The 25,188-nt window shown below is 36.7% G+C and carries 22 protein-coding genes and 2 pseudogenes; 6 read left to right on the top strand and 18 right to left on the bottom strand.

All coding sequences use genetic code 11. The features are described from left to right. Nucleotides 1-29 precede the first annotated feature (29 nt). Nucleotides 30-155, top strand: coding sequence for a hypothetical protein (locus tag FG383_RS21445; RefSeq protein ID WP_281285236.1), 126 nt, complete (start codon nt 30-32; stop codon nt 153-155). Nucleotides 156-314: 159 nt separating this feature from the next. Then, nucleotides 315-1,277, top strand: coding sequence for a putative bifunctional diguanylate cyclase/phosphodiesterase (locus FG383_RS02055; RefSeq protein ID WP_142605185.1), 963 nt, complete (start codon nt 315-317; stop codon nt 1,275-1,277). 28 nt (nt 1,278-1,305) lie between these two features. Here the strand turns inward: FG383_RS02055 and FG383_RS02050 are convergent, their stop codons facing one another. Then, nucleotides 1,306-2,328, bottom strand: a complete 1,023-nt coding sequence (locus FG383_RS02050) for a tripartite tricarboxylate transporter substrate binding protein (protein WP_142605274.1) — start codon at nt 2,326-2,328, stop codon at nt 1,306-1,308. 129 nt (nt 2,329-2,457) lie between these two features. Next, nucleotides 2,458-3,966 carry an FAD-dependent tricarballylate dehydrogenase TcuA gene (gene tcuA / locus FG383_RS02045; protein ID WP_142605184.1) on the bottom strand — a complete coding sequence of 503 codons (1,509 nt, stop codon included), beginning with the start codon at nt 3,964-3,966 and terminating at the stop codon, nt 2,458-2,460. Nucleotides 3,967-4,143: 177 nt separating this feature from the next. On the opposite strand from tcuA, the gene FG383_RS02040 reads away from it, so the two are divergent. Beyond that, nucleotides 4,144-5,001 (top strand): LysR family transcriptional regulator, encoded by an 858-nt coding sequence (locus FG383_RS02040; protein WP_142605183.1) that lies wholly within the window; start codon nt 4,144-4,146, stop codon nt 4,999-5,001. Nucleotides 5,002-5,220: 219 nt separating this feature from the next. Here FG383_RS02040 and FG383_RS02035 read toward each other — a convergent pair whose 3' ends face one another. The 16 genes from FG383_RS02035 to FG383_RS01960 form a co-directional block, all read right to left on the bottom strand. Continuing rightward, nucleotides 5,221-6,708 carry a class I adenylate-forming enzyme family protein gene (locus FG383_RS02035; protein ID WP_142605182.1) on the bottom strand — a complete coding sequence of 496 codons (1,488 nt, stop codon included), beginning with the start codon at nt 6,706-6,708 and terminating at the stop codon, nt 5,221-5,223. Nucleotides 6,709-6,738: 30 nt separating this feature from the next. Further along, nucleotides 6,739-7,920, bottom strand: a complete 1,182-nt coding sequence (locus FG383_RS02030) for a thiolase family protein (protein WP_142605181.1) — start codon at nt 7,918-7,920, stop codon at nt 6,739-6,741. Continuing rightward, nucleotides 7,917-8,708: an enoyl-CoA hydratase/isomerase family protein gene (locus FG383_RS02025; RefSeq protein ID WP_185907819.1), complete on the bottom strand. Its 792-nt coding sequence runs from the start codon at nt 8,706-8,708 to the stop codon at nt 7,917-7,919. The genes FG383_RS02030 and FG383_RS02025 overlap by 4 nt, the downstream gene beginning before the upstream one ends. Before the next feature lie 149 nt (nt 8,709-8,857). Then, nucleotides 8,858-9,697 (bottom strand): 3-hydroxyacyl-CoA dehydrogenase family protein, encoded by an 840-nt coding sequence (locus FG383_RS02020; protein ID WP_142605179.1) that lies wholly within the window; start codon nt 9,695-9,697, stop codon nt 8,858-8,860. Between the two features lie 80 nt (nt 9,698-9,777). Then, entirely contained in the window at nt 9,778-10,920 is a 1,143-nt protein-coding gene (locus FG383_RS02015; protein WP_281285235.1) for an acyl-CoA dehydrogenase family protein, read from the bottom strand. 299 nt (nt 10,921-11,219) lie between these two features. Continuing rightward, nucleotides 11,220-12,686 (bottom strand): NAD-dependent succinate-semialdehyde dehydrogenase, encoded by a 1,467-nt coding sequence (locus tag FG383_RS02010; RefSeq protein ID WP_142605178.1) that lies wholly within the window; start codon nt 12,684-12,686, stop codon nt 11,220-11,222. Then, a complete protein-coding gene (locus FG383_RS02005; RefSeq protein ID WP_142605177.1) occupies nt 12,652-13,701 on the bottom strand; it encodes a zinc-dependent alcohol dehydrogenase in 1,050 nt (349 codons plus the stop codon). Before FG383_RS02005 ends, FG383_RS02010 begins: the two co-directional genes overlap by 35 nt. 8 nt (nt 13,702-13,709) lie before the next feature. Next, nucleotides 13,710-14,414, bottom strand: a complete 705-nt coding sequence (locus tag FG383_RS02000) for an ABC transporter ATP-binding protein (RefSeq protein WP_142605176.1) — start codon at nt 14,412-14,414, stop codon at nt 13,710-13,712. Beyond that, entirely contained in the window at nt 14,407-15,129 is a 723-nt protein-coding gene (locus FG383_RS01995) for an ABC transporter ATP-binding protein (protein WP_142605175.1), read from the bottom strand. Before FG383_RS01995 ends, FG383_RS02000 begins: the two co-directional genes overlap by 8 nt. Further along, nucleotides 15,110-16,111, bottom strand: a complete 1,002-nt coding sequence (locus FG383_RS01990) for a branched-chain amino acid ABC transporter permease (protein WP_142605174.1) — start codon at nt 16,109-16,111, stop codon at nt 15,110-15,112. Before FG383_RS01990 ends, FG383_RS01995 begins: the two co-directional genes overlap by 20 nt. Next, complete coding sequence (locus FG383_RS01985; protein ID WP_142605173.1) at nt 16,108-16,989, bottom strand: branched-chain amino acid ABC transporter permease; 882 nt, start codon at nt 16,987-16,989, stop codon at nt 16,108-16,110. The genes FG383_RS01990 and FG383_RS01985 overlap by 4 nt, the downstream gene beginning before the upstream one ends. Before the next feature lie 22 nt (nt 16,990-17,011). Further along, nucleotides 17,012-18,238: an ABC transporter substrate-binding protein gene (locus FG383_RS01980; protein ID WP_142605172.1), complete on the bottom strand. Its 1,227-nt coding sequence runs from the start codon at nt 18,236-18,238 to the stop codon at nt 17,012-17,014. 24 nt (nt 18,239-18,262) lie between these two features. Continuing rightward, the gene (locus FG383_RS01975) at nt 18,263-19,018 is read right to left on the bottom strand and encodes an SDR family oxidoreductase (protein ID WP_142605171.1); all 756 of its coding nucleotides are present in this window, start codon (nt 19,016-19,018) and stop codon (nt 18,263-18,265) included. Continuing rightward, complete coding sequence (locus FG383_RS01970) at nt 19,019-20,182, bottom strand: iron-containing alcohol dehydrogenase (protein ID WP_142605170.1); 1,164 nt, start codon at nt 20,180-20,182, stop codon at nt 19,019-19,021. It lies immediately after the preceding gene. Further along, nucleotides 20,175-21,383 (bottom strand): L-2-hydroxyglutarate oxidase, encoded by a 1,209-nt coding sequence (lhgO, locus tag FG383_RS01965; protein WP_142605169.1) that lies wholly within the window; start codon nt 21,381-21,383, stop codon nt 20,175-20,177. Before lhgO ends, FG383_RS01970 begins: the two co-directional genes overlap by 8 nt. Nucleotides 21,384-21,387: 4 nt before the next feature. Continuing rightward, nucleotides 21,388-22,035: a GntR family transcriptional regulator gene (locus tag FG383_RS01960; RefSeq protein ID WP_142605168.1), complete on the bottom strand. Its 648-nt coding sequence runs from the start codon at nt 22,033-22,035 to the stop codon at nt 21,388-21,390. 743 nt (nt 22,036-22,778) lie between these two features. On the opposite strand from FG383_RS01960, the gene FG383_RS01955 reads away from it, so the two are divergent. The 3 genes and pseudogenes from FG383_RS01955 to FG383_RS01940 form a co-directional block, all read left to right on the top strand. Continuing rightward, entirely contained in the window at nt 22,779-23,087 is a 309-nt protein-coding gene (locus FG383_RS01955; RefSeq protein ID WP_142605167.1) for a DUF3870 domain-containing protein, read from the top strand. Between the two features lie 279 nt (nt 23,088-23,366). Next, nucleotides 23,367-24,494 (top strand): annotated as a pseudogene (locus FG383_RS01950) (CaiB/BaiF CoA transferase family protein). Between the two features lie 195 nt (nt 24,495-24,689). Continuing rightward, a pseudogene (locus tag FG383_RS01940) lies at nt 24,690-25,188 on the top strand (acyl-CoA dehydrogenase family protein); the annotation flags it as partial.

Genomic DNA, 25,188 nt, shown 5'->3' with positions numbered 1-25,188 from the left:
TCATCTTATTAAAAAAGGACGGTAACGACATGAAAAAATTAACTATTATTTTATTAATCGTATTAGCGGTAGCACTATATCCAAACGCAAGCAACGAAAGTGCTAAATTTATCGATAAACCAATCACTACTTTAGATTTACCATATACTTGGTAAATATAGCGAAATCCAATAAAGTTATTATTCTATTAATTTTATTGGATTTTTCAAATAATACAATGTAAAATATTACCATCAACCTCTCCTAAAACCCTTCCTAACTCGCATTTCAATCGGGGGAGAGCTCTAAAACTAAAATCAACAAGGAGAACTACTATGCAACTAAAAGCAAATATTGGCGATCATTATCCATCACAATTTAAGAATAGCACAGACAATAAAAATAACGATCCAATAAACACAAATTCTGAATTGAATAAAGTAGAGAGAATGGATAAACACCGGGATCAAGAATTTGCACCTGCAGTGGACAACCAAACAAAATCACATTCACTGGAGTTGGACCTTGGATTTGCAATAGAGCGAAACCAATTGGAATTGTATTATCAGCCTAAAGTTTTTGCAAAAAACAATCAAATTATTGGCGCAGAAGCGCTAATAAGATGGAATCATCCGGTACTTGGTATGATTTCCCCAAATGATTTTATACCTTTAGCAGAAAAAACGGGATTAATAAAAGAGATTGGAAAATGGGTCACAAAAACAGCATGCATGCAAAATAAAGCATGGCAAGATGCAAAACTACCGCTAATTCCAATTTCCGTTAATTTATCAGCGACGCACTTTTTAGAAAAAGACTTGATCACCAACATAGTACAAACATTGAAAGAAACGAGTTTAGAACCTCAATACTTAGAAATAGAAATAACCGAAACTTCCCTTCTAGAAGAAGAAGAAATAGTTTTCTCCATTTTAGAAGAACTAAGAAATTTAGGCATTAAAATTGCTTTAGACGATTTCGGAACGGGCTACTCTTCTCTTTCTTATTTAAATCGTTTTAAAGGAAAAATAGATATACTTAAAATTGATCGTTCTTTTATTCATAATTTAAGTAGTTCGCACGAAGAGGACGCTAATTTTATCGTCAATATGATTATCCAATTATCTCATCAGCTGAAGATGTGCGTGATTGCTGAAGGTGTGGAAACAAATGAACAATTAAAAGTATTACAAAACTATAATTGCAATACAATCCAAGGGTATTTGTTCTCTAAACCTCTTCCTGCTGAGGAATTTACTCAACTTCTCAAAAAGTCCCTATGTGAGAAACAAACCTGAATTGTTTCTTACATAGGGACGTGATTGATTATTTAGCCATATCCAACGCATGAAGTAATTCAGCAATTTGATCATTCTGCTGATTTAAAAATAGTTTAAAGTCTTCTGAGTTCTTATAGTCACTTTCCCAGCCAGAACTTGTCATAGCTGTTTTCCACTCTTCTGTTTCGACCATTTCTTGAATTTTATCGTTCCAGTAACGAAGCGCATCTTCACTCATCTCTTTCGGTCCAAAAATTCCTCGCCAAATCATAAATTCAGCATCTATCCCGAGTTCTTTCATAGTTGGCACGTCTTTCAGCTCACCGCCGATTCGCTCTGGTGAAGCGACAGCGAGTACTTTTACTTCGCCTGCTTTTAAATACTGAGTAACAGAGGAGGCATCTGTTGCAATAGCACTAGCATTCCCACCTAACAAAGCAGTCATTGCTTCTCCGGTGCCATCATACGATACATATTTGATTGATTTATGATCTATCCCAGATTTATACGCTGGCAAAATGGAAACTAAATGATACATCGAACCAGGACCAGATCCTCCTGCAAATGTCACAGAGGTGGGATCCTTTTTCAAATCATCTAATAGAGACTGGAGATCGTTATACTTGGAATCTGATTTAACGACAATCGAGCCATAATCTTTCGTTAATTGAGCAAGGGGTGTAGTATCTTTATGTCCAAAAGGACTATTCCCTTCTTTTTTCAAATGATTGATCAAAACAGGAGGCGAACCAGTGAATAATTTGTAGTCATTTTTAGCGTCTTGTGTGGCATAACTAGCCATAAAGACAGTACCGCCACCGCCGGGCTTATTTTCAACCATCATGCTTCCATCCACAAGCTTAGATTCTGTCATTACTTTCGTAAATGTCCGTGCTGTACGATCCCATCCCCCTCCTGGTCCAGAAGGTGCTACGACAACAATTGCTTTTTCAGGGTATACATTTTTATTAGCTCCGCTTGCCGAATTACTCCCTGCTCCACTACAACCTGCTAAACCTAACGCCATGACAGTGCCTAGTAGAATACCTCTCCATTTCGCCGATTTCATCATTACTACTTCACCCCTTCAGATAGTATGAATCTTCTATTTTTATAGCAAACCATGAAAGCGCATTCATTATTACTGAAATGAATTTCTCCCCAACACTAAATCAGGGAGAATTCATTTCGTATAAAGTTAGTTCACTAGCTCGGCATTTTTTCCTAAAATATATTGTGCAGCGGATGTACCGGCTAATTTACCATACACAGCACCAGACATCAAACCAGATCCGCCTGGATAGTTTTCGTAAAAGATTCCACCAATCATTTCACCAGCCGCAAACAGTCCTTTAATCGGTTGTTCTTCTTTATTTAACACTTCTCCCGATGTATCTACATGTATTCCACCGAACGAGAATGTAATACCACATGTCACAGGGAACGCGTAGAATGGCGATTTCTCGATTCGGAGTGCCCAGTTCGATTTTGGTGGAGTAATTCCTTTCGTTCCTTTTCGATCTTTCTCTGCTGGTTTGTAATCGCCTTCTTGCACAGCTTTGTTATACTCCTCGATTGTCTCTAGGAATTGTTTTTGATCTACTGGCAATAAATCGCCAAGTTCTTCAAGGGTACTCGCTTGATAAAAAGTTGCTTCTTCCAAATCGTATTCTTTCCGCAACATTGGGCGTACTTGTGCATCGTAAATTTGATAAGCTACATGTCCAGGTTGTTTCAATACTTCACGACCATATTTGGCATACGTATAATTACGCAAATCTGCTCCTTCATCTACGAAACGTTTTCCTTCATTATTCAGCATAATACTGTAAGGATACGAATGCTTTTTAAAAATATCACCCGGTTTTGTAAAATCTCCCACGATTGGTGCGTTAGAATCTGTCCCAATCGAATGACAGCCGGACCATTCTCCAAATTTTTGAGCCCCTACTTCTAAAGCCATGGAAATACCGTCTCCCGTATTAAATTCAGTTCCTCGGACAATGGCAGCTTCCCATTCTTCACCGATATGCTCACTTCTCATTTTTTTATTTGCCTCAAAACTTCCGCAAGCTAAAATGACACTAGCTGTATTTACCATAATTGCTTCTCCGCTTTTTTCCACAACAATACCCGAAATTTGGTCTCTCTCTTTGATTAATTTCACTCCGCGTGATTCATACCAAATATCGATACCGAGTTCTTTCACTCTTGCAAAAAGCTGCTTCATTAGCCCAACGCCTTTATCTTCCGTTTTTATAGGTAGACCACCCCAAAAATGACGTTTGCCATCTTGTATAAAAGATTGATTATCATAATTCAACTCAAATTTAATCCCTTGATCTCGCATCCATACAATCGTTTCATACGATTTAGAAACAAGTTGCCTAGCCAGTCCAGCATCGCTTTTCCCACTCGTTACACGCATCAAATCATCAAAATAATCTTTTTCACCGTATTCAGGCATCACAATTAGTTTTGCTTCTTCGTCTGTCAATTTCGGTATGACCTTTCGGATAGCATCTAAATTATTGTAGGCAACACGAATCGCTCCATCTGTAAAAAATGAGTTCCCCCCACGTTTTTCCACTGGTCCTCGTTCTAATACAAGAACTCTTGCTCCATTCTCTTTTGCTGCGATCGCAGAACATAAAGCTGCATTACCTGCCCCAACTACAACTACATCGTAACTTTGTGTATGTGGCATTTCGACCCCTCCTGTTCAGTTTTTGTAACTCTTAAACGTTATAGTAAAGTAAAATGAAAGATAAATATAATATCGTTTTTTTATTTCAATCCATAAAAAAAATTTATTAATAAGTACTCTAGTGATATGATGAAATTAATTGATCGAATATTCTTTCTCATAAAGGAGAGGCTTTTATTGGATGAAAAAGATTGGCATATATTAACTACGCTTCATGAGGAGAAAAATATAACGAAGTCCGCACAAAGACTCTATATTTCGCAGCCAGCATTAACATATCGAATACAACAGATGGAAAAAGAATTTGATTCAAAAATCGTATCGAGAGGGAAAAAAGGAGTCGAATTCACAGTAAAAGGAGAGTTTCTTGTCCAATACGCACATGACATGATTCAACAACTACGCCAAACGAAAGAACATATATTAAATATGGACAACACCATAAAAGGTACACTGCGATTAGCAGTGTCTGGACTATTTGCTCGATATGAACTTCCTACCTTATTAAAAGAGTTTTTAGCCGTATACCCGGATGTCGAGGTTAATTTAAAAACAGGATGGAGTTCCGATATTCATAAAATGATCCAAAAAGAAGAATCGCATCTCGGAATTGTAAGGGGCGATTATAACTGGAAGGAAAATAAAATATTACTACGAGAAGAAAAGATTTGTATCGCTTCAAGTAAAAAAATTGACTTTAACGATCTTCCTTACCTACCAAGAGTGAACTATCAGACGGATCAATCGTTAAAAAATACGATTGAAAACTGGTGGCAGGAAACGTATTCTGTCCCGCCGATGATATCGATGGAAGTAGACCGGATTGATACATGCAAGGAACTTGTACTAAATGGTCTGGGATATGCCATTCTGCCGGAGATTTGTATTAAGAATGATGAGGAACTGTATATTGCACCTATTCTTTTGGATGAGAATAGGTATTTACTAAGGAATACGTGGATATTTTATCGGGATGCTTCGTTGGAATTAGCTCAAGTAAAAGCTTTTATTGATTTTTTGAATGATTCAAAGTAGGAGAATAATAGAAACGATTAAGTGAATTAAATGTTGGTAATTTAAAACGGTTCGTAAAAGTGGACTTTTACGAACTTTGGAAAAAAGATTATGCAGAACTCGTTATTATTCGGGTTAAGAAGATATTAAGTTATTATATACAAAAGTAAAAACTTGCATAAACTAGCTAGGTTGATTTTATTTTACTACTTTCAAATCACGTACGAATGTAATTAACATTTAAACATACAATTCCCGTAATTTAGCTTTAATAATTTTCCCTAAATTTGTTTTCGGTAACTCTTTTACAATTTCAAATTTTTGGGGGACTTTATAAGTTGCTAATCTTTTTTTGCAAAACTCTTCTAATTCACTAGTGATATTTTCGATGCAATCATCCTTTAAAAGTACAACTGCCTTCACCAACTCACCTTTTTCATTATCAGAAAATCCTATGACTGCCGCTTCCAATACTGCAGGGTGTTGACATAATACATCTTCCACTTCTTTTGGGTATACATTGAAACCAGAACGAATAATCATGTCTTTTTTTCTATCCACAATATACAAATAACCATCAGTGTCTCTCTTTGCAATATCTCCCGTTTTAAACCAACCATCTATAAAAGCTATTTGAGTATCCTCTAAACGTTTATAATAACCTTGCATTACATTTGGACCCTTTACGAGTAGCTCACCTGGTTCATCAATTCCAACCTCTTCGAATAATTCATTCACTATTTTAACACTCACATCATTTATAGGAATTCCTACACTTCCTAACTTTTTCCTTCCGTTAGGGGGATTAATTGATACGACTGGAGAACACTCTGTTAGTCCGTATCCCTCTACTATTTCAAAACCCATTGTTTCACGCCATTTATTAAAGAGGCTTGAAGATAACGGAGCTCCACCTGTGTATGCAAATCTTAACTTTAAATTGTACTCTTTAATATTTGGATCCGATAACATGTATGTGTACATAGTGGGTGGGCCAAAAAAGAATGTTGTTTTTTGCTCCTGCATAGCACTCAATGTCTTTGCACTTGATTTCCACCTTGGTAGTAGATAACTGTATCCACCACTATACATTATTGAATTAAGACAATTCGACTGAGCTGCTGTGTGAAATAACGGTGCAACGATTAATGTTTTTTCATCTTCTTTCATATTAAAAGCTTCTGCAAAGGTTTTGGCATTATGATAAAGATTTTGATGAGTTAAAATTGCACCTTTTGGGGTGCCTGTAGTACCAGATGTATATAAAATGGTACCTTCCTCTATCTCTATTAAGTTCATTGAAGTCTGCATCGAATCATTTGGGATAGGATTATTGAAGTTTTGGCTACCAACTATAAAATATTTAGGATCACATTCCAAATTAATATTTAGTAAAATTTCTTTTACAATTTCATTTGTAACAATTATTTTAGGAGTACTATCGTTAATGATAACGCTAAATTCCCGAGAGGTAAAATTGGGATTAATGGGAACAGATATAGCCCCAACACGCATACATGCGTAATAACTAATGACAAACTCTGGACAATTATCAACTATGAGGGCAATTCGATCTCCAGCTTTACTACCATTTAGCAAAAAATGAGTAGCAAGATTTTGGATTTTTTCGTTTAATTCCTGATAAGTATATTCTCCTGATTCCCAACCTAGTGCTAATTTATTTGGCGTCGTTCTTGCGTGTTTTTGTAATACAGTATCTAAGTTCATAATTATATTAACCTCCTAAATTACTTCAAGTTACATGTTCATGTTTTCAATAATGACAGATATCCCCTGACCTCCACCGATACATAAGCTTACTAATCCGAATCTTTTACCCGTTCTTTTCAATTCATAAGCTAATGTTAATAAAAGCCTCGCTCCACTAGCTCCAACAGGATGACCAAGAGCAATAGCACCCCCATTTACATTAAGTTTTTCAAGATTAATCCCTAATTCTTTTTTTACAGCAAGGACTTGGACAGCAAATGCTTCATTGATCTCTATCAAGTCAATATCCTTCATTTGCAAATTTGCTCTTTTTAATGCTTGCATCGTGGCAGGAACAGGTCCAATCCCCATGTATCTCGGATCGACACCGGCTATTCCCCAAGATACGATTCTTGCCAAAGGATGAGTTTTAAGCTTTGCAATTAGTTGGTCATCACCCAAAATCACTGTAGCTGCTCCATCATTAATTCCACTTGAAGTAGCTGCAGTGACACTACCATCCTTTTTAAAAGCAGGTCTTAATGTATGGAGTTTTTCTAATGTAATATCTGGTTTAGGGTGTTCATCATCTTTCAGTAGCATGTTCCCTTTTTCATCGAGAACTGACACGATTTCTTCTTCAAATACTCCTTTCTCTTTAGCCTGTGACACTCTGTTTTGGCTTAATAAGGCGTATTCTTCTTGTTCTTTTCGGGTAATTTGGTATCTTTCTGCTAAATTTTCAGCGGTCATTCCCATTCCTAATTGGCAATATTGATCTACTAATGTTGTAGACAGGACATCTTCGAAGTGGGGAACACCCAATTTGATGTTATTGAAGCGAATATCTCTTACGACATGAGGGCTCATGGACATGTTTTCCGCCCCACCTGCAGCTGCCCCACTCGCTTCATCTAGTAATATCGCCTGTGTGGCATTTACAACCGCTTGAAGACCGGAACCACATAAACGGTTGACCGTTAGCGCAGGTGTTGTCTCTGGGATTCCTGCTTTTAATGAAATATGGCGAGCTAAGTAAGGAGAATTAGCACTTGTATGAATCACATTCCCAAAAAAGGTCTGTTCAATAGACTCAACAGGAACCCCACTTTTTCTTAGTGCTTCTTTCGTTGCAATCGCACCGAGATCTGTTACTTCCGTTTTTTTCAAACTTCCCCCAAATGCCCCAAATGGTGTTCTGGCTCCTTCAATTAAATAAACATTTCTCATCGTTTAACCTCCTCTTTTCCTACAAAGTTTGGCTTTCTTTTTTCAAGAAAGGCATTTATACCTTCTCTTGCATCTTCACTTACAAACATTTCTGCGAACATTTCCATTTCATATCTAAGTCCTTCGGCTAACGAAAGTTCCAATCCATGATTAATTGTTTTCTTAATTTTTTGCAAAGCAACTTTAGGTTTATCTTTTAGCATGTTGGCCCAGTTCAATGCTTCCTCTTCCACATGTTCAAATGCGACAATTTTGTTCACAAGCCCATACTGTTTTGCTTCCTCTGCGTTAATAATCGTTCCAAACATGATCATTTCCATTGCTTTTGATTTTCCTATTAATCTTGGAAGTCGCTGTGTACCGCCTGCTCCAGGAAATATCCCCAAATTGATTTCAGGTAAGCCCATTTTCGTATTTTCATCACAAATTCGGAAATCACATGCAAGTGCAAGCTCTAAGCCGCCTCCTAGTACATGTCCTTTTAAAGCTGCAATCACTGGGATTGGAAGCTGTGTTAATAATTCAAATGCCTTATGAAAACCAGCTGTCAAAGAAATATCTTTACTTCCAAGTCTTGATACAAATTGATTAATATCTGCACCAGCTGAAAATGCCTTCTCCCCAGCGCCTTTAATAACTACAACATTTGCTTCATCATTCCTATACAATTCTTCTAAAAAGGTTATCATCCCTTCAAAAATAGCTGAATTTAAAGCATTGTACGGAGGTCTATTAATGTCTATAATCGCAATTTTTCCTTCTATTCTACATAAAATATCTTCCTTCATTATTTCCCTCCTCAAAATCTTAGTGGCATGGGCTCTTTTTAGAATACCCATGTGATTAGGACCGCTGCAGAATCTGTAGCAGTCCTATCAAAAAGGGTGCATTTTTCCTTTTCACCCTAACTTTGACTTTCAAATATGCCTAGGTGTACTTAATTGTAGGAATAAAACCCTCTGCCTGTTTTTTTACCTAAATCTCCTGCTTCCACCATTTTTTTTAATAGAGGACAAGGACGGTATTTTGAATCATTAAAACCTTCGTAAATTGCCTCCATCGCCCATAATGCTGTGTCTATTCCAGCCATATCGATCGTTTTTAATGGGCCCATGGCATGTCCATATCCATCTATAAACCCTTGATCAATTTCTTCTGGAGTACCTACTCCCTCCATGACTGCAAAACAAGCTTCATTAACCATTGGCAACCAAATACGATTCATTAGGAACCCTGGAAAATCTTTTTCAGCTGTTATCATCCTTTTCCCTAACTTTTCTCCTACTACTCTAGCAAATTCAGTAGTTTCGGCAGATGTTTTATACCCCTTCACTATTTCTAGTAATGGCATCAAAGGTACAGGACTAAAAAAGTGCATACCAATAACCTTTTCAGGTCTTGAAGTGACACTAGCAATCTCCGTAATAGACAAGGAGGATGTGTTTGTTGCAAGCAAGCAACTGTCTTTCGCCAATTGATCTATTTTTTTGAACGTTTCTTTTTTAAAATCCATTCTCTCCGGAACAGCTTCAATAATTACATCTGCATGTGAAACAGATTCCCATTGTGAAGAAAAGGTAATATTTGATAAAACTTCTTCAGGATTATTAATTCTATTTTTTTGGGCCAACTTAACAACTGAATCCGAAATTCTATTTTTTGCTTTTTCAAGCGAAGCTTCTGATACATCAATAATAGTTACTTTAAAACCAGCTTGTGCAGCAACCTGGCCGATTCCTGAGCCCATTAACCCTCCACCAATGACCGTTAATTGCATATAAAATCGCTCCTTATTCACTAACTTATATTTTCGCCCGCTAAAGTGTGTTTCTCTAAGACTAAAATGAATCTCCTATTTTAGTTGCTCTCATTGGCTAATAATTGCTTTGCAATAATAACTCTTTGAATTTGGTTAGTACCTTCATAAATTTGGGTTATCTTGGCATCCCTCATCATTCTTTCCACCGGATAGTCTTTTACATATCCATAACCACCTAATAGCTGTACAGCATTGGTAGTTACTTCCATCGCAACATCTGATGCGAAGCATTTTGCCATAGAAGAGTTTGCGATTACATTGGGGTCATGTTGATCAAGCATCATAGCCGCTTTTAGAACGAGTAATCTTGATGCTTCTATTTTCATCGCCATATCAGCTAGCATCATTTGAATTATTTGAAAATGATGCAGAGGTTTGTTAAATTGCTTTCTTTCGATAACGTAATTCAAACAATGCTCATAAGCACCTCTAGCGATACCAGTTGCCTGCGCACCTACTACAGGTCTCGTCTCGTTGAACACATTCATTAAAATTTTAAATCCATCTCCCTCATTTCCAATTCTATTTTCCATTGGAACAAGGACATTTTCTAAAAACACTTCTCTTGTAACAGATCCTCTAATGCCCATTTTTTCTTCTTTTTTACCAAATGTAAGACCAGGAGTTCCTTTTTCTACGATGAATAACGAAATTCCTTGGGTTCTGTTTTCCGATGTCCTCGCAACAAACACATAGATTTCCGATTCTCCTGCATTTGTAATGAATACCTTATGACCATTTAATCGGTAAAAGTCCCCTTCTTTAACCGCTGTTGTCTTTACGCTCGATACGTCGGACCCTGCTCCAGGTTCTGTTATACCAAATGAACCTAGGACCTGCCCTGTTGCAAGAGGGGGTATATATTTTTTCTTTTGTTCTTCAGTTCCCGCTATAAGAAGGGGGGCTAATGTCAAGGCTTGAGTCGATAAAGAAACAGAGGTAGATGCACATGCAGAAGCAATCTCTTCCACTACAGCAACATGGCTTACCATGTCTGAACCTACGCCTCCGTATTTTTCTGGAACATGGATACCAAAAAAACCATTATCCGCGAGTAATTTTATATTGTCCCATGGTGTTTCTCCTTTTTCATCCACTTCCTTTGCACGTGGTGCAATTCGCTCTTTTGCAATTAATTGTGCGACTTTTTGAATCATTATATTTTGTTCTGTTAATAACACGATTGTTCCCCCATTTCAGTATCTTCCTTTGATAAACATCTTTTTATAAATTTTTTAGCGTTTAATAATAGGCTGAATACGTTTCTACATCTCCTAAAATAGTAGTAGGAAGTAAGAAATTCCCTTCGACTTTGCAGTCAGATTAAATAGTTTCCTTGCCATATGAGGATTAATAGATATAAGTTAAAATTTCTTTTTTCAATTTAAATGTTCCATCCCATCCATGTCTTTATAACATGTAGAAAAAATGCTGTTTCAATAACGATTAACATCCCTATTGAAACAGCCTTATTTGACATTTAAATTTGTATCGAAATATACTTTTCCTCTAAGTAATCACTAATACCTTGATGCCCGCCTTCACGACCATAACCACTGTGCTTTATTCCACCAAATGGCGCTTGTGATACACCTGGTGCTGCATCATTCAAACCGATAATACCGAATTCTAAGCGCTCTGATACAGTGATTGCTGTTGCTAAATCTCTCGTATAGACATATGCGGCAAGACCATATTGTGTACTATTTGCTTCTTGGATTACTTCATCGATTGACTCAAATTCAACAATCGGCGCTACCGGGCCAAACGTTTCTTCTGACATGATTATCATGTCGCTTGTTACGCCCGATAAAATAGTTGGCTTATAGAAAAACCCTTCGAGACTGTCTATCTTCTCTCCACCAGTTTCAATTTTTGCTCCTTTATTTACAGCATCTTGAACTTGTTCTTCAACTTTTAATAATCCTTCTGCATTCACAAGTGGTCCGACTTGAACAGTAGCATCAATGCTTTCGCCTACAATGAGTTTTTCAGCTTTTTTTACAAAAGCTTCCTTAAATTGTTCTGCAACGTTTTTGTGTACGAAAATACGATTAGCACATACACAAGTTTGACCTGCATTACGGAATTTACTTAAAATAGCTCCTGTTGCAGCCTGTTCGATATCGGCATCTTCCAGCACTAAAAATGGTGCATGACCACCGAGTTCTAGCGAAAGCTTCTTCAGTGTTTTTGCAGAAGCTTTCACTAAATCTTTTCCAATTTCTGTTGAACCAGTGAAGGATACTTTACGAACAACGTCACTTTCGAAAATTTCATTTGATATTTCGCCTGTTGCACCAACGATAATATTAATAACTCCTGCTGGCACCTCTGCTAATTCGACAATACGTGCAAATGCAAGTGCTGTTAATGGTGATTGACTAGCTGGTTTAACAATTGACGTACAGCCTGCCGCCAAAGCAGGTCCGATTTTACGAGTCATCATCGCAATTGGGAAGTTCCATGGTGTAATTGCCGCAACAACCCCTGCAGCTTGTTTAATAACCATTAATCGTTTACTCGCATCAGAAGCTGGGATTGTTTCCCCGTAAACACGTTTTCCTTCCTCTGCGTACCAGGTTAAGAAACTTGCTGCATATGTTACTTCACCTACAGCTTCTGTATAAGCTTTTCCCATTTCAAGACTAATAATCGTACCGATTTCTTCTTTATGCTCTAACATTAAATCGCGAATTTTCAGTAAATAATAACCACGCTCTTGCGCTGTTAACTTTGTCCAAATTGGAAATGCTACCTCTGCTGCATTAATTGCTTGTTTAGCTTCCGTTGATCCACCCTTTGGTACTTTTGCAATTACTTGCTTTGTTGATGGGTTGACAACATCAAAGGTACCTTTTGAACCCTCATGAATCCATTTACCATTTATAAATAATCCTACTTTGTCAAAATCAATTAGCTGAAATTGTTGTGTTAAAGTACTCATTGTTATTCTCCTCCACGCTTCCAATTTTAATAATTGCTTTCATGACTTGTTTGTTCAATGAATCCGTAAATGCCTGCGTAATATTTTCTAAATCATAATAAGTTGGTAACGCCTTCAGTTCCTCCTGGTGTTTTTGGATAAATTGAAGCGCTTCTTTATATTCATTTGGATCACTACCGTACGATGGGATAATGGACCATTCATTTCTCACAACTGGTGTGAAAAATACTTCCGTAGGATGTTCATACAATGCAACGAGCATAATTTTGCCGTTTTTTTTCAACACCTTAGTATTCATTAAGAGTGCATTAGATGAACCTGAACATTCAAATATAACGTCCACCTTTTCTTCCATGTCTGTTTCTCCAACAACATGTGACTTTACTCCCCAAGATTCCGCCTTACTCAAGCGTTTTTCATAATCGTGTGGCAGTCCTGATAAATACGTATTTGCTCCTTTACTGACGCATAAGATGCTGACGAAAAAACCAATAATTCCGGGACCTTGTACAAGTACGGTTTTACCTTTTAAGTCGATTTGCAAGCGATTGATTGCATGTACAGCAATGGTTAATGGCTCGGCTAATAAAGCAATTTCTACATCAATTCCTTCTGGTAATAATTCGACATACTTTGCATCAATTTTAAAATATTCTGCTAATCCACCGTCAAAATGAAGACCAAGTACTCGATTATTAGTACAAAGTGAAAAGTGACCATTTTCGCAAGCCTCACATTTACTGCAATAATTCATCGATTGTGCAACTACCTGACGATACATCAACTCGTTAGGCACCTTCGCTCCAATTTTTACGATTTCACCGCTAACTTCGTGACCCAGCGTTACATTCTTTGCAACGAATTCATAACCTGCTGAGAAATTATACGCATGTAAATCGCTTCCGCAAATACCACAGGCAATCGAACGAATTAAAACCTCATTTTCACCGATTTCTGGAATATCTTGATGAACAATTTCAATTGTATTCTCCGCCTTCAATTGAGTCTTTCTCATCACATCACCTACATTCCTAAATATGCTTTTTTCAGGTGTGGATCTTCCGTTAATTGCGCTGCATCCCCTTGGATAGCTACCCTACCATTTTCTAAAACATAAGCATAATTTGAGATTGCTAGAGATTGTTTTACATTTTGTTCAACAAGCATAATCGTAATGCCTTCATCTTTTATCGTTGTTAGTGTACGAAGTAATTCTTGTACTAAAATTGGTGCTAAACCAAGTGATAATTCATCTATAATTAATAGTTTTGGATTGCTCATAAGTCCTCGACCTATTGCACACATTTGTTGTTGACCGCCACTCATATCACCCGCTAACTGATCTTTTCTCTCCTCTAGTATTGGAAACATGTCATAAACACGTCGTATATTCTTTTTTATATCTTTACGAGCATGTTTTGAATATGCGCCTAGCAAAAGATTCTCCTCAATTGTCATGAAGTTGAAAAGCTTTCTACCTTCTGGTACTTGGATAACTCCTAGCTCAACAATTTCATGGGGTGCCATTTTGGAAATGTCCTTCCCTTGAAAAGTAATGCGACCACTTGAGATTTTCTCAATTCCCGAGATTGCATTTATCGTGCTGGATTTCCCAGCTGAATTCGCACCAAGCAATGCAACAATTTGACCTTCTGGAATTTGGAGTGACATATCCCATAGAACTTGAATTTCCCCATAGGATAAATTAATTTGTTCTATTTTAAGCATATGAAACCTCATCTCCTAAATAAGCTTTTATTACTTCTGGATGATTCGCAATTTCTTTAGGTGTCCCTTCAGCAATTTTCTCTCCATGATGTACCACAACAATACGATCACAAATTGTCATAACAACTTCCATTAAATGCTCAATAATGACAATTGTTATTCCCTCATCACGTAACTGCAAAATCAAAGGAAGAATTTCTTTTACTTCACTAGGATTTAGACCTGCCATTACTTCGTCCAATAATAGTAATGCTGGCTGTGTTGCCAAGGCTTTCGCTACTTCTAATCGCTTTTTATCCGCTAAAGTCAAACTATTTCCAATTTGATCACGTTTTTCATAAAGACCTACTTGTTTTAATATTTCCTTGCTAATTTTAGCCGCCTGATCACGCGAGTTATGTTTATTAAACGCGCCTACCATCACATTTTCTAATACGGAGATTGTGCCAAATGGTTTTACAACCTGATATGTTCGACCAATCCCCTTTTTACAAAGGATGTACGCTTTTTGATTTGTAATAGTTTCTCCTTTAAATTCAATTGTGCCAGAAGTAACCGGTAATGATCCCGAAATAAGATTGAATAGAGTCGTTTTCCCAGCACCATTCGGTCCAATAACACCAACAATCTCTTTTTCTTCTACGTGAAATGAAGTTCCATTTACTGCTTTGACACCTTGGAAATGCTTCGACACGTTATTGACTTTCAAGATCATATTTGGTCACCCCTTTTGTTTTAGATACCTTTTTCCGGAAAATTTTATCCCACCATTTCGTAATTATTGGGAGTAAACCATTCGGTGTTAAAATAACGATAACAATTAACAAAATTCCATAAACAAAATAGTTCATACCATGGATATCTGGGAATGAAGCTCGTAGAATTTCATTCAGTGGAATGATAATGAACGCTCCGAGAATCGGTCCATACACAGTACCAGCTCCTCCGATAATTGCTATTAGTGCAATTTCAGTAGAAATATTCATATGGAATACTGATTCAGGTTCAAAAAACAAATTAAATTGTGCATAAAATACACCAGCTAATCCTGTAATACCAGTACTGATCATCATTGCAAGCATTTTGTACTTACTTGTATTAATCCCTAATGTTTCCGCAGCGTCTTCATCTTCACGGATCGCTTTCAAGTAATAGCCCATCTTGTTACGATCAATCCAATGTACAAGTAATGTCGTTAAAACTAGTAACCCCAAAATTAACCAGTAATAATATTCATATTCTTTGAAAATCATAGCTGCGAAGCTCGGTTCGTATTTAATGTTTAATCCCATCGAACCATTCGTTAGGTCCCGCCAGTAAAGCGTGACATGACGAATTACTTCTGCAAAGGCAATTGTTCCAAGTGTAAAGTAAGGCCCTCTTAATTTGAATGTCGGAATACCAATTAACATGCCGGCAATAATACATACGATAACGGCTATGATCATGCCAACCCATGGTGATAGACCAAAGTTTAAATACAATAGAGTTGATGTATATGCCCCGAGTCCGAAGAATAACGCATGTCCTAAAGATAACTGACCACCATACCCACCAAGAATATTCCAACCACTTGCAATGGTTGCGTAAAGAAGAATCATAATTAATATATTCATAATGTAACGATCGTCAGAAAGTACTGGATATAATGCTGCACATATTGCTAATAATATTGGGAAAATGTGTTTTTTACTCATAGTCCCACCGCCTCTGAACCTTTACCTTTACTGAAAATACCAGTTGGTTTAATAAGTAATACTAAGATAAAAATGATAAAGTATATAACTTCTTTTAATCCTGGTGAGAAAATTACACCGGCTAATGATTCGATGACACCAATCATTAAACCACCGTAGAAAGCGCCAAACATGTTACCCATGCCGCCTAGTACAACTACAACAAAAGCAATCAATACAAATGATGCACCAAGTGTAGGATAAACTGAATAAATCGGCATTAACATCGAACCGGCTAAACCTACAAGGGCTGTACCGATACCGAATGCTAATAAGTAAATACGTTTTACGTTCACTCCCACCAAATATGCTGCTTGTCGCTGCATAGATACAGCTCGAATCGCACGACCGACCATAGTTTTTTGTAAGAATAAATAAAGTAATATTACAATCGCGATTACTACACCAAAGGAAACCAGACGTGGAACGCTTATCGCGATACCTAAAAGATTCACAACACTCGATTGATACGGAGTAGTAACTGATAAATAGTTAGCGTCAAATATCATTAAAGCTAAATTTTGTAGTACTATCGATAAACCTAGCGTTGCAAAAATTTTCGTAGAAGCTGGTTTATCTAAAATGGGCTCTATTAATCCTTTTTGGGTTATTAAACCAAGTACAAATAAAATGATAACTATAAATATTGCCGATACGTATGGATCCATTCCTCCCCATGCATAAAAGATATAGCTTAAATACATAGCAATCATCAAAAATTCACCATGCGCAAAGTTGATGATCCTTACGACACCGAGAATCATGTTAAGCCCCATACTAATAAGCGCGTAGATTCCGCCTAGTAGAATACCTGAGATTAACGTTTGTAAAATCATCATAGGCTACCTCCTCACCAAAAAATTATTTTTTGAATACTGGCTCATGTATGGATACTTCTTCTGGCCACACTGTTAATAGCTCGCCATCAATCCATTGTGTTAAATATGCTTCACCAGCGGTATTTTGACCCGATTCGCTGTCAAATTCAACACCCCAACCAGTCGCTGTTGTGCCTTTTTCTATCTTTATGTTCATGGCTGCCTCGCGAACTTTTTCAACATCAACTGATCCAGCATCATCAATTGCTTGAATCATCACTTTCATGCCCATATAGTTTGATAACGAGTGACCAGATTGTGGTTTCTCACCATATTGCTCTTCATACAATTTCATAAATTCTTCAAGACCAGGTGTGAAATCTGTGTTAATCTCGTATTGTGGGAAATCGATATTGAATACGCCATTTGCTAAATCACCAACTGATTTTTGGTAATCAGTTAAAGTATGACCTCCACCAGAACCTACTAAAATAGGAATTTTGTAACCTAATTCTTCAGATTGTTTACTTAATAATATGGCGTCATTAATATACGAAACTGCTATAACCAGATCAGGTTGTGCTTTTTTTAAGTTTAAAATAACAGAACTTAAATCGTTTGATGTGGAAGAATATGATTGAGTTGTCACTATATCAATACCTTCCTCTTTTGCCAGTTTTTCTGCTTCTTTAGCGATTGTTGTACCGTAAGCTGAGTCTTCATGTGTAATTGCTACTTTAATATCCTTTAGCTCTTTCCCAATTTGCTCTGCTACAACATTTTTAATAAAATTAATATGCGTAACTGAGAAATACGAAGCTGGTGGATTTACACGAATAATAGATTGATAGTTTCGATCCGTAACATTATCAGCAACTGCACCTAGCTCCCAATATTGAGCGCCATTGCGTTCTGCCACTTCACTTGCCGCATAAGAAATACCACTTGAAAAAGAACCGACTAATAAGTTAATTCCCTCTTTGTTAATTAAACGTGTTGCTTCAGACTGCGCAGCATCTGCATCAACTGCATCACTATTTACAAGTTTTACCTGCTTACCATCAATACCGCCATTTGCATTTACTTCTTTAACAGCTAACTCAACACCACGGAAACTTTCACCACCTAAAAGGGCTAAACTCCCTGTAAGTGGAAATACAGTACCTATTTTGATTTCTTCTGATCCTTCTCCTGCACTTGTTTCATCTCCACAAGCAGCTAAAACCATTGCCACACAAATTACAACTACCAACATCCACTTTTTCTTCATTTGCTCATCTCCCCTAAATTATATTTAACTAATTAACCAGCCACCATCTACATAAATTGTTTGTCCTGTAATATAATCAGATGCCGAAGATGCGAGGAATACAGCTGTTCCTTTTAATTCATCTGGCACACCAATTCGTTTTAATGGAATACGCGACTTCATCCAAGCGACTTTTTCCTCATCTTCAAACAGTGACATCGTCAACTCAGTTTTAAAATAACCTGGTCCAATCGCATTAACTAAAATACCGTCATTTGCGAATTCGACCGCTAATACTTTCGTTAATTGTGAAACAGCTCCTTTGCTCGCTGCATACGCTGCCATATTAGGGAAGCCAAGCTCACTCGTTAACGATGCAATATTAATCACCTTGCCATATTGTTGTTTTTGCATATATGGGATGACTACTTGAGATACAATGTAAACACTTCTTAAGTTTGTATTAATAACTTGATCCCATTCATCTTCAGGAAATTCTAAAAAACTATGCCGACGATTGATTCCTGCTGCGTTGACTAAAATATCGATAGAACCTGTTTTTTCAAATAGTTCCTTCGCAAACTTTTCTATTTCTTCCCTATTTTGAACATCGACGGCACTATAATGGCATGTACCACCATTTTCTTCAATTTCTTCTGCTGTCTTTTTTAATTCCGACTCTGTTCTACTGACAATGGCAACCGTAGCGCCTGCTTCTGAAAGTGCCATCGTAATTGCTTTACCTAATCCTCGACTCCCACCTGTAATGAATGCAGTCTTTCCTTTTAATGAGAAATTCATTTAATATTCACCTCGAATAGCTTTTCTATATAAATTTTTAATATCCTCTGCACTAGTTTTACGCGGATTAACTAAAATATTGCCACTTAACATTGCATCCCTTGTTAATAAATCTATTTTTTCCTCTGTTACATTGAATGACTGTAAATCAGTTGGTAAACCGATATCAATAGAAAGTTGACGAACAATATTTGCAGCATTTATAGCCTGCTCTGTCACTGTTAAACCCTCTATATTTCCACCTAAATCCTCTCCAATATGACGATATAAATCAGGCGCTGCATAACTATTAAACTTCATCACATATGGGATCAAAATTGCATTGGCTACACCGTGTGGCACTGCATATACAGCGCTAATTGGATGACTCATCGCATGGCAGTTACCGAGACGCGTATTGTTAAATGCTAACCCCGCTAATAAGCTTCCCATCATCATTTCTTCACGGGCAATGATGTTATCGCCGTCATAAACTGCTTGGCGTAAATACTTTCCAATTTTACGAGTTGCTTCACGTGCGAGTGTTTTTGTAATGTCATTTGCTTCTTTTGATGTATATGACTCAATTGCATGAACAAGTGCATCTAAACCTGTTGCAGCAGTAATGTGTGGTGGCAAGCCGTATGTTAACTCTGGGTCGATTATTGCCCATCTAGCAGCTAATCTGGAACCCCCAACTGTAAGTTTATATTGGCGTTCCTCATCAGTAATAACAGTGAAATTTGTCACCTCACTCGCTGTGCCAGCTGTTGTTGGAATTGCGATGAGTGGGAGTAGATCATTTTTAAACTTCCCTATTCCTTCATAATCATCAATTGAACCCCCATTTGTTGCTAGTAGCGCTACAGCTTTTGCAACATCTAACGGACTTCCACCACCGATACCGACAACTACATCTACATTATTTTCTTTATACAATTTATATGCTTCTTCACAATTTGAAATCGTCGGATTCGGTAGTGTACCATCGTAAATTGTTATGTTAGCTTCTCTAATTGATGGAACTACGATATCTATAATGCCTGCACTACTTATTCCTTTATCTGTAATAACCAGTACATTTTGAAATTCATTTTCCTTAATAATCTCTGTTAGCTTAGAAATGGCACCATTTCCAAATGAAACATTCGTCAATATATTGAAAATTCCGACTTTATTAGACATACTGATTTACATCCTTTCTTGTATTAATTCTTCTTACAATTTCTTTCCCAATTTCAATGGATGCTGTTGCAGCAGGTGAAGGTGCATTGCATACGTGAATCACACGTTTACCTTTGATAATAAAGAAATCATCGACCATTTTACCATCACTACTAATAGCCTGTGCTCGAACGCCGGCAGGTGCTGGTATTAAATCTTCTTCTTGGAGTTCAGGAATAAGTTTTTGTAAACTCTTTGTAAATATTTTTTTACTAAAAGAGCGTTTATATTCTTCAAATCCCTCACTCATAAAACCTCCTGCCATTTTCCATAAACCTTTGTATGTTAAAAAGCTAGCAAGCTCTTTGATATTAATATCCGTTTTTTTATAACCTTCTTTCTTCCAGCTCAGCACTGCATTTGGTCCTGCATCTACCTCACCACCAATCATGCGTGTAAAGTGTACTCCTAGAAACGGAAAATTCGGGTTTGGTACTGGATATATTAAATTTTTTACTAAGTATCGTTTTTCAGGTCGAAGTTTATAGTATTCGCCTCTAAACGGTATAATTTTCATATCCGTTTGATACCCGGCTTTTTTAGCAATTTCATCACTGTGTAGTCCTCCACAATTAATCATACATTTTGCTTGAAAAGATTTTGTTCCCACTTTCAGTTCAACGTGGTCATCTTCTTCAAGAATGCCATCTACTTTTGAATTCAAATGGATTTCACCGCCACTTTTACAAATCAATTCAGCAAACTTTAGGCTTACCTGCTTATAATTTACAATCCCCGCTTGTGGAACACGAATAGCTGCAACTCCATTGACATGAGGCTCATATTCAGGGATTTGCTTCTTCGTCAACCACTCAATTGCAAGACCATTTTCAAGACCACGTGAATATAAATTTTCAAGTAGCGGGACTTCCTCTAAATTAGTAGCGACGATGAGTTTACCGCAAATATCATGTTCGATATTATGCTCTTTACAAAATGCAACCATCGATTGACTACCTTCTCGAGCAAATTTAGCTTTAAAACTCCCTGGCTTATAGTAAATACCAGAGTGTATCACTCCACTATTATGGCCCGTTTGATGAAATGCGAGCTCCTTCTCTTTCTCAAAAACAATAATACTTGCACCAGGATATGCCTTAGTCAACTCAACACCTGTAGACAATCCAACGATTCCACCACCTACAATAGCAAAATCATACATAGATTCACCTTCCACTTTGTTTTCTATTATTCAAGTAATATAATAAATTATTTTTTGTGCGATGAATGTGATACTCTATCGCAGCCTGAAGTTCTTCTGGGTCATTAATCATGATAGCTTCAACAATTCTTCGATGTTCATCTTGAATTGATAGTCGATTCTTTATTAGTAAATCTGGTGCCATTGAAGCGGAGGCTAAGTTCTCTACCATCTTTACAGATCTTTTCCATGGAGATTTTTCTCTTAATAGTCTATGAAATTGATCATGTAATTCGTTGTACTTGGCATGTTCTTGTTCATTTACAGCTTCCACCATATCATTAAATACATGCTGAATTTTTGCTTTTTCATTTTCGCCAATATACGGAAGCGCTTTCAATACGACCGTACTTTCTAAGAAACTTCTAATGTAGTAAAGTTCCTCAATATCATCTTGTGTAATTGTGCTGACAATTGCTCCTTTATGGGGAACAATTACTACAAGTCCCTCCATTTCCAGTTTTGATAATGATTCTCTAATAGGAATTCGACTAACACCCATTCGCTCTGCCCATTCAGCTTGAATAATGCGCTCACCTTGTTTTAATGTTCCGTCTAAAATTGCATTTCGCATCACTTTAGTAACTTCTGTAGCACTGATTTCATTTGTCATAAAAACCACCTCAAAACCACTATTGTATACACTTCTAATAAAAAATATAGAATTTTACACAAAAAATACAGTATTTTCTGAAATTTGTATACAAACCTAATTTATTTCATTTACAAAATAAAGTCAATTTCTTTTTTTAGATTTTTTTTTTTTTGAACATTTAATTATCTACAAAAACTTAGTAATATTATTTTAAAATACTAAAATAAATGAGATATAAATAGCAAGCACTTCTAATTGAAATTAATTTAGTATTCTAATATACAAAATTATCAGTTTATTGTCTTATAAAATTCTATTAATAATTTTTCATATCCCAAACTATTGTGTGTAAAAAAATTTCACACCGGAAATTTAGTGAAAATTCAATCCTTCAAAACTTATACTTCAAATTTCAGAGTAAATTAATTATTTTGGGTAGTAGTCCCATTTAGAGAACGTTAAAACCGATCCTTACTTGTTTTAAATACATTAAGTTTTTTCAATTAAATTTTCGCTAGCACATCGGAAAACATCTAATATTTAATATAAACAAATAATTAGTTTTAGTTATAAGCAACAAATTAATATAAATCCTCACGTTTTATTAAACTAATCATACAAATATATTGACAAGTGTTATTTATAAGAATAGATTAACGATATATTGCCTTTACAAAGATGATTTCTCGTCTCCTTGCATGCCCAGCAATAAAAATTGTGTTCATAGATTTTCCATGCCCCTTCTTAGACTTAAATCATATATGCTTAGTACATTTACTCTTACGATTATTCGTCACAAAAATGGATTTTATATTTTGAGAACTTTGACCATAACAGCTGAAATCGATAAAAAATATGGGGTAATTGTTAGGACCAGTTCTACTTTAGCGACGATACAAGGACAAGAATTTGTACAACAATTGTTGCGAGGACATAGTTTACAAGATGGTATTGAGCTACCGCTGGCAAGTATAAAAAATCATTATTTAGGCAAGGTGGGTAACGCGTTAATGTCAGCACTGAAGGATTTATTCAAACATTACGAACTACATATTACTTCACAACAATAATTAACCAAATAATTTAAAAAAACTAAGTATTTAGTTTACAAGATTGTATTTATGTACTAGAATAAGAACAAACGAGTCATGTCGAAACGTTTAAGCGTTCATTACCCATGACCAATCTGTAAGGAAAAAGTTAAAAAGCCACTACTGCCTAATCTGTCAAAAATTCTTTCCGGGATTTTAACCGCAGATAAAAAGCCAGTTCAATTCGACGTACAGCTAGTCTGTAGTCTTTTTGGATTGGCTTTTTGAATTTATAGGTAGAAAGGAAGGAGTCTTAATATGACGGGAGCGCTGGAGAATATAAAAATATTAGATTTATCACGTGTTCTCGCTGGTCCATATTGCACGATGATTATGGGTGACTTAGGTGCAGAGGTCATCAAAGTGGAAGCACCTGGAGGAAGTGATGAAACACGTAAATGGGGACCGCCATTTAAAGAACAGGTAAGCGCTTACTACTTGAGTGCAAATCGCTACAAAAAGGCAATTACTTTAGACTTAAAGTCAGAATCTGGTGTTGAAACGATTAAAAAGTTGGTTCAAGAAAGTGATGTAATTATTAATAACTTCAAAACAGGGACGATGGATCGTTTCAGTTTAGGTTATGACATCTTAGCGGAGCTTAATCTACGTATTGTGTATTGCTCGATTACAGGGTTTGGTGAAACTGGACCTGATCGACATATACCAGGATATGACTTTATCATTCAGGCGAAGAGCGGGTTAATGAGCATTACCGGTACGAAAGAATCAGGACCACAAAAACAGGTGTTGCAATAGTAGATGTTCTGAATGGGTTATATGCATGCATTGGAATTCAAGGTGCTTTTTAGAGCGAGTATAATCCGGGAAAGGACAAAAGTTAGATATTTCCCTTTATGATTCTGCAGTAAGCGCACTAGTGAATATTGGAAGTAACTATTTGATGGCTGAACAAGTTCCGAAAGCTCTCGGAAATACCCATGCAAATATTGTTATGTATCAGGCATGTCAAACGTTAGATGGAGAAATGGTCATTGCAGTCGGAAATGATCATCAGTTTAAGGCATTTTGTGATGTGCTCGGAAAACCCGAATACGTTCAAAATGTTCTTTTTCAAACGAATCCTAACCGCGTGAAAAACAGAGACCAATTAGTTCCATTATTACAAGCTATTTTATTAACAAAAGAAACCGCCTATTGGCAAGAACAATGTAGAAATAATAATATTCCAAGTGGTCCAATTCAAAATTTAGAGGAAGTTGTCCATGATAAACAGCTTCAATCGCGTAATATGTTTATCACGCAAGAACATCCAACAGCTGGACACATAAACTGATTGGAAGCCCACTTAAGCTCTCCCTGACACCGGTTCAGATGAAGTGTCATCCACCTAACCCAGGCGAGCGTCATGAATCCAAGGTCTGATAGTTTCGTATAAATAGCTGGGTCTGATTTTCCTGCACGATCCCATTTTCCAATATAAAGCATAATTTCTTTGTCGACAAATCCTCTTACCGTTTTACGTAACATGTTTTGTTATGCTGAGAATGAAAAGTTCATCATATATCTCTCCTTTATTAATTGGTTTTTTTGTATCATACCTAATTGATTCATGATTTCCTCATGGGTGTTTGTATTCCAGAAGAATATGGCGGAAGCGGGATGGACTACAATTCGCTTGCAATTGTATGTGAAGAGCTAGAGCGCGGTGATACTGCTTTCCGTACAGCGGTTTCTGTACACATTGGGCTAAATAGTTTGACGTTGTTGCAGTGGGGAACAGAAGAACAGAAACAAAAGTATTTAGTACCTCAAGCAAAAGGCGAGAAAATTGGTGCGTTTGGTTTAACGGAACCAGCAGCAGGGTCTGACGTAGCAGCGCTTGAAACAACCGCTGTAAAAGATGGGGATCACTACATTTTAAACGGACAAAAAGCATGGATTTCCCTATGTGATGTTGCCGACCACTTTTTAGTTTTTGCTTATACAGGGGACAAATCGGAAAAACATAAAGGGATTTCTGCTTTTATCGTAGAACGTACGTGGGAAGGGTTTTCTTCTATTGCAACAAAAGGAAAACTAGGAATTCGTGCTGGAAATACAGGCGAGCTATTTTTCG

This window comes from Psychrobacillus soli, from assembly GCF_006861775.1.
Taxonomy (GTDB): domain Bacteria; phylum Bacillota; class Bacilli; order Bacillales_A; family Planococcaceae; genus Psychrobacillus; species Psychrobacillus soli.
This window is presented reverse-complemented; position numbering and strand designations above follow the sequence as displayed.

What these genes read in the sequence shown, in the direction of transcription:
- FG383_RS02055 (WP_142605185.1), top strand. Translation starts at nt 315, where the DNA reads ATGCAACTAAAAGCAAATATTGGCGATCATTATCCATCACAATTTAAG.
- FG383_RS02000 (WP_142605176.1), bottom strand. Translation starts at nt 14,414, where the DNA reads ATGCTTAAAATAGAACAAATTAATTTATCCTATGGGGAAATTCAAGTT.
- FG383_RS02050 (WP_142605274.1), bottom strand. Translation starts at nt 2,328, where the DNA reads ATGAAATCGGCGAAATGGAGAGGTATTCTACTAGGCACTGTCATGGCG.
- FG383_RS01990 (WP_142605174.1), bottom strand. Translation starts at nt 16,111, where the DNA reads ATGAGTAAAAAACACATTTTCCCAATATTATTAGCAATATGTGCAGCA.
- FG383_RS01975 (WP_142605171.1), bottom strand. Translation starts at nt 19,018, where the DNA reads ATGAATTTCTCATTAAAAGGAAAGACTGCATTCATTACAGGTGGGAGT.
- FG383_RS02035 (WP_142605182.1), bottom strand. Translation starts at nt 6,708, where the DNA reads ATGAACTTAGATACTGTATTACAAAAACACGCAAGAACGACGCCAAAT.
- FG383_RS01995 (WP_142605175.1), bottom strand. Translation starts at nt 15,129, where the DNA reads ATGATCTTGAAAGTCAATAACGTGTCGAAGCATTTCCAAGGTGTCAAA.
- lhgO (WP_142605169.1), bottom strand. Translation starts at nt 21,383, where the DNA reads ATGTATGATTTTGCTATTGTAGGTGGTGGAATCGTTGGATTGTCTACA.
- FG383_RS01980 (WP_142605172.1), bottom strand. Translation starts at nt 18,238, where the DNA reads ATGAAGAAAAAGTGGATGTTGGTAGTTGTAATTTGTGTGGCAATGGTT.
- FG383_RS02005 (WP_142605177.1), bottom strand. Translation starts at nt 13,701, where the DNA reads ATGAGAAAGACTCAATTGAAGGCGGAGAATACAATTGAAATTGTTCAT.
- FG383_RS02010 (WP_142605178.1), bottom strand. Translation starts at nt 12,686, where the DNA reads ATGAGTACTTTAACACAACAATTTCAGCTAATTGATTTTGACAAAGTA.
- FG383_RS02025 (WP_185907819.1), bottom strand. Translation starts at nt 8,708, where the DNA reads ATGAAGGAAGATATTTTATGTAGAATAGAAGGAAAAATTGCGATTATA.
- FG383_RS01970 (WP_142605170.1), bottom strand. Translation starts at nt 20,182, where the DNA reads ATGTCTAATAAAGTCGGAATTTTCAATATATTGACGAATGTTTCATTT.
- FG383_RS02020 (WP_142605179.1), bottom strand. Translation starts at nt 9,697, where the DNA reads ATGCAATTAACGGTCATTGGTGGAGGGTTAATGGGCTCAGGAATCGGC.
- FG383_RS01985 (WP_142605173.1), bottom strand. Translation starts at nt 16,989, where the DNA reads ATGATGATTTTACAAACGTTAATCTCAGGTATTCTACTAGGCGGAATC.
- FG383_RS01960 (WP_142605168.1), bottom strand. Translation starts at nt 22,035, where the DNA reads ATGACAAATGAAATCAGTGCTACAGAAGTTACTAAAGTGATGCGAAAT.
- FG383_RS02030 (WP_142605181.1), bottom strand. Translation starts at nt 7,920, where the DNA reads ATGAGAAATGTTTATTTAATTGAAGGAGCCAGAACACCATTTGGGGCA.
- tcuA (WP_142605184.1), bottom strand. Translation starts at nt 3,966, where the DNA reads ATGCCACATACACAAAGTTACGATGTAGTTGTAGTTGGGGCAGGTAAT.
- FG383_RS21445 (WP_281285236.1), top strand. Translation starts at nt 30, where the DNA reads ATGAAAAAATTAACTATTATTTTATTAATCGTATTAGCGGTAGCACTA.
- FG383_RS01955 (WP_142605167.1), top strand. Translation starts at nt 22,779, where the DNA reads ATGCTTAGTACATTTACTCTTACGATTATTCGTCACAAAAATGGATTT.